Below are 4,455 nucleotides of genomic sequence, written 5' to 3'. Positions count from 1 at the left end.
AGTGCCGTCGCCAGCTCGATGGTCTTGGCCGCGGCATAGACGGAGCCATTATCGGACAGCCACTGGATCGGATGAGGCGTTCGGATGGCACCAAAGCGCCGCTCGACGCAGGCGATCATCAGGTCACGGATGAGCTCGCCGGAGATCCCGGCCGTGGTGGCCGTCCAGGCGATTACCTCGCGGTCGTGGCAGTCCATGGCGAAGGCGATCCGGATGATCTCGTCGTTCCAGCAGGTGAACTCCAGAGCATCCGAGCACCATCATCCGTCAGCAGACGGATGATCCGCTTCCCGCAGGGACGGCGGTCTGCTGACCGCCGAGGGCGGACGTTCGGTGCAGGGTCACGACCTTGCCGTCGTGAGCTTGCTGAAGGCGACGACCGGTATGCCTGGCGAGCAGCAGGCCGTGCTTCTTCATCAGCCGGTAGACGCGCTTGTGGTTGATCGCACTTCCAGTCGGCCGCTGTCGCCTCAGGAGCGCGGTGATCCGGCGGTAGCCATAGGTCAGTCGTATGTCGATCATGCGGCGGATCTCCGCAGCAAGCTCCAGATCCCCATCCCGGATCTGCGGCCCTCGTATGGCCCGGTTGCCATGCAGGCGTTCGACGACGTTTGAGCGGGCCACGCCCAGCGTGTCGGTGACGGCCTTCACTGGGGTGAGGCTGCAGAGCAGACGAACGACTTGAGCACCGAGCTGGACCGCCAGATTGCTTTTTTGACCGGGCAAGGTCGCGGTGTGTCCGCTTTGCGGCCTCACCCTTGAGGATCTCGACCTCCATCGTCTTCCTGCCGAGCAGCCGCTCCAGATCACGCACCCGCTCCTCGAGCCGGCGTGCTTCGGCGGCTGGAACAACCTCGTCATCCGCACGGACCGCCTTGCGTCCGCCTTCGCTCATCAGCCGCCTCCACCGGAACACCATGCTCGGTGATAAACCGTGCTGGCGAGCCACGTAGCTGATCGACATGCCTGGCTGCATCGACTCTGCCACGATGGCGAGCTTCTGCTCGGTCGTGAAGCGGCGCCGGCGCGCCGCCCCGCTGATCACCTCGATGCGCGAGAACGTCTCAGACATAGGCACATGCCCAGGACTACGCCTAGGCCCTCCGGCTAGCGCCGCTGTCCGGTCGAAACGGGGAGTACTTCAGGCCCGCACCGGCGAGCCCCTCCGCAGGCTCCTGCCTGCGGTCCTTGCAGGACATGGATCCATGACCTGCTGGCCATGGATGGACAAACGGCCAAGCCGAGCGGATGAACCGGACGATCAAGGACGCCACCAGCAAGGTCTTCCACTATCCGGACCTTGAGGCACTCCAGGCCCACGTCCTCACCTTCGTCGCCGCCTACAACTTTGCCAAGCATCTGAAGGCGCTGCGATGGCGGACGCCCTTCCAGGCCGTCAGTGATGCATGGAAGACCGATCCCTTAATCTTCAAGATCGACCCGCACCACCTCATCTTGGGACCATATACATAGACGTTCTGGGCGATGCCTGTTGCCTGCTGTTGTGGCTCCTCATGGCGTCGAGGAGCCGGCAGCCTGACAAGCTCGACCAGATCAGTAAAGAGCCTCAGCCGTACAGTGCCGCAGGGTGTTTTTGGATCAAGTGTCGCCAGGTTGCCGGAGAGCAGCGGCTTGGTGGTCATCGTTCTCCACTCCAGCCCTGCGGCTCCCAGTTCGGCCGGAGCACCTGCCAGTCGAGCCGCTCGATCTGTTCGGCGACCTCGCTCGCCAGTTCGTAGGCCTCGACAAAGGGAACAGGACCTCCAGCCGCAGCGTGCGCCCGGCGGACGAGCACCCGAGCAATGGCATGGGCGAGGTGGTCGCGTCCTACGGCGCGCAGGTCCACGACCTCAGCTTCAAGAGCTTTGGTCATAGGGAGAAACAATGCGAACATTTCATGACATCAAGATCTGTCGGATCAAAGCCGGCCGACGCAAGCTTGGCCTTTCAGTTCTGTCGCTGTTGACGCATCTGGTCGCTTTGAGCGAGAGTGGAGGACGCTCTCTTCTCTTGGAATATTCTATCTCACCTAGTGTGAGACCGCCTATCCTTGCGCAACGGAGTCAGCAGGAGGCAGCAGCGTTCCTCGCCAGCACCATTCTGACGCTAAGCGGAACGCTTAACCGCATCACTGCTGCGTATGAAAAGCATGAGAACGTTCCCAACCGCTTTACTGACTGGAGCCTGCGGGAGCGGATCGTGAATGCGCTGATATGGGGTCCAGATAAGAGCAAGTGGCCTCCCTCAACGGACTTAATCAAACTCTAATCATCTATCACAATGTCATTTCTTCCTGAAAACTACGAGATCCCCGCAACCCAGAACAGCTATATGAAACTGGAGAAAGGAGAGAACACCTTCCGTGTTCTCTCTCCCGCCATCGTCGGATGGGAAGCGTGGAAGACCTTCCCTAACGGCGACAAGAAGCCATACCGCTGGCCTGCCGGTGAGGGTAACGGTCCGGCAGATCCCTCCGTCTTTGATCTCGATGATAACGGCAACCCGAAGTTCAAGCACTTCTGGGCCTTCCTCGTCTGGAACGTAACCCTCCGGCGAGAGCCGCGGCCGGGTGACGGCCGGGCCGGATCAGGCTGCTTGAGCGGTGTCGGCTAGCGTCCAGTTCCACGGCATGAGCTGATCGAGTTGATGAGCGGGATGTTCGGCGATCCGGCCGAGGACATCGGCGAGCCAGGCCTGGGGATCGACACCGTTGAGCCTGGCGGTGCCGATCAGGCTGTACATGACAGCGGTACGCTCGCCGCCGCGATCGGAGCCGGCGAACAGCCAGGCCTTGACCGAGGGCGATGCCACGCAAGGCCCGTTCCGCGGCATTGTTCGACAAGCAGATCCGCCCGTCGGTAAGGAACCTGGTGAAGGCTTCCCAGCGCTTGAGCAGGTAGTCCATGGCCTTGGCGACTTCGGCATGGCGCGAGAGCCTGGCCCGCTCCTGCCGCAGCCAGACCTCCAACTCAGCGACCAATGGTACGCTCCGTTCCTGGCGTGCCGCTTGGCGCTGGTCGGCTGGCAGGCCGTGGATGTCTCGCTCAATGGCGAACAGGGCGTCGATCCGGCGGACGGCTTCGAGCGCCAAAGGCGAGATTGCCGTGGCTGTCTTGCCTTGCGTTCGTCGTCGCGCGGCGACAGCCAGATCGGCCAATTCGAAGAACTTGCGTCGGGCATGAGCCCAGCAAGCGGCTTCCAGGATTTGCCCCGTCCCATAGAGCTTGCCGTAGCCCCTATACGCATCGGCTTGCAGGATGCCGCTCCAGCCTTGGAGATGGCGCTGGGGATGCTCACCGGCGCGGTCGCGGGAGTAGAAGAACAGGGCTGCCGGCGGGGCGGGTCCAGCAAACGGCCGATCATCACGCACGTACGTCCAGCACCGGGCGATATCCGTCTTGCCCTTCGCCAGGACCGGCACGGTGGTGTCGTCGCCATGCAGGCGCGAGCCTGCCAGAACATGGGCTTGGATGCGCTCATAGATCGGCTGCAGCACGGCTGAGCAAGCACCGACCTGATCGGCAAGCGTCGACAAGCTCAACGGCACGCCATCGCGGGCATAACGCTCGGCCTGCCGGTTCAATGGCTGATGCTGGCCGAACTTCTCGAACAGGATCATCGCCAGCAAGCTGGGGCCCGCCCAGCCTCTGGGGATCACGTGGAAGGGTGCCGGTGGCTGGCTGATCGCCTCGCAGTCACGGCAGGAGAATTTCTCCCGGACGTGCTGGATCACCTTCCACTGCCGGGGGACGACCTCCAAGCTCTCGGTGACGTCCTCGCCCAGCTTCGAGAGTTTGGCCGATCCGCAACAAGGACAGGCCATGGGCCCCGGCACGATCATCCGTTCCCGCGGCAGGTGTGCCGGGAACGGCTGGCGCGATGGCCGTCTGCGGGTGAAGGCCGTCACAGGACTGATTTTTGCCGCCATCATCTTGGCAGCAAGTTCGTCCTCGGTGGCGGAGGCTTCCGCCTCCGCCAGCTGCAGTTCCAGCTGATCGAGCAGCCGTTGCGAGCGCTCGGAGCGCTGCCCAAAGATCGTGCGCCTGAGCTTCTCGATCTGCAGCTTGAGGTGCGCGATCAGGACCTGATCATCGGAGAGTCGGGCACGTACGGCCGCGACCTCGGCTTCCGCCGCTACAGCCCGCTCCTGCGCGGCGACCAGCGCCGCCTTGAGGGCGGCAACGTCGTCGGGAAGAGCGTCGGGAAGAGCGTCGGGACCGGCATCCATGGCCGGCAGCAGATCATGGATGCCGGTGCTGCTGTCACTCTGTTTGAGCCAAGTGAGTCAGTCGGTCGCAGCCCTCATCCGGCTGTGGTCGGCCGCCAGGTCCGCTGCGGATGCCGCCAGTCGAAATGGGGTGGACGCCCTCTGCTCCCGTTGCTGACCTTCCGAGCGCAATAAGAGCAGTTCCGCCCAATGGAGATTGGCGATGCAAGTGGTCCGGATTGGCCTCG

At 63.1% G+C, this 4,455-nt stretch carries 4 protein-coding genes and 3 pseudogenes; 3 read left to right on the top strand and 4 right to left on the bottom strand.

Features of this window, described 5'->3' with window-relative positions:
• Window positions 1-510, bottom strand: a pseudogene (locus tag VHL31_RS26970) (IS3 family transposase); the annotation flags it as partial.
• A 340-nt stretch (window positions 511-850) separates the two neighbouring features.
• Window positions 851-976, bottom strand: a pseudogene (locus tag VHL31_RS26965) (transposase); the annotation flags it as partial.
• Between the two features lie 242 nt (window positions 977-1,218).
• On the opposite strand from VHL31_RS26965, the pseudogene VHL31_RS13470 reads away from it, so the two are divergent.
• Window positions 1,219-1,473, top strand: a pseudogene (locus VHL31_RS13470) (integrase core domain-containing protein); the annotation flags it as partial.
• 166 nt (window positions 1,474-1,639) lie between these two features.
• Here VHL31_RS13470 and VHL31_RS13465 read toward each other — a convergent pair.
• Window positions 1,640-1,873, bottom strand: coding sequence for a hypothetical protein (locus tag VHL31_RS13465; RefSeq protein ID WP_329661736.1), 234 nt, complete (start codon window positions 1,871-1,873; stop codon window positions 1,640-1,642).
• Between the two features lie 407 nt (window positions 1,874-2,280).
• Here VHL31_RS13465 and VHL31_RS13460 point away from each other — a divergent pair, with 407 nt between their 5' ends.
• A complete protein-coding gene (locus tag VHL31_RS13460) occupies window positions 2,281-2,613 on the top strand; it encodes a hypothetical protein (protein WP_329661735.1) in 333 nt (110 codons plus the stop codon).
• Here VHL31_RS13460 and tnpC read toward each other — a convergent pair.
• Window positions 2,587-4,162 (bottom strand): IS66 family transposase gene (tnpC, locus tag VHL31_RS13455; protein WP_329661738.1). Its coding sequence is split into 2 segments (ribosomal slippage): window positions 2,587-2,794 and window positions 2,793-4,162, totalling 1,578 coding nucleotides; the frame shifts between segments, so codons are not numbered across the junction. The two genes, VHL31_RS13460 and tnpC, sit on opposite strands and share 27 nt — an antisense overlap.
• On the opposite strand from tnpC, the gene VHL31_RS13450 reads away from it, so the two are divergent.
• Window positions 4,070-4,402 (top strand): hypothetical protein, encoded by a 333-nt coding sequence (locus tag VHL31_RS13450; RefSeq protein WP_329661740.1) that lies wholly within the window; start codon window positions 4,070-4,072, stop codon window positions 4,400-4,402. The two genes, tnpC and VHL31_RS13450, sit on opposite strands and share 93 nt — an antisense overlap.
• The last annotated feature ends 53 nt before the right edge of the window (window positions 4,403-4,455 follow it).

The sequence above is a fragment of the Geminicoccus sp. genome (genome assembly GCF_036263595.1).
Classification (GTDB): domain Bacteria; phylum Pseudomonadota; class Alphaproteobacteria; order Geminicoccales; family Geminicoccaceae; genus Geminicoccus.
This window is presented reverse-complemented; position numbering and strand designations above follow the sequence as displayed.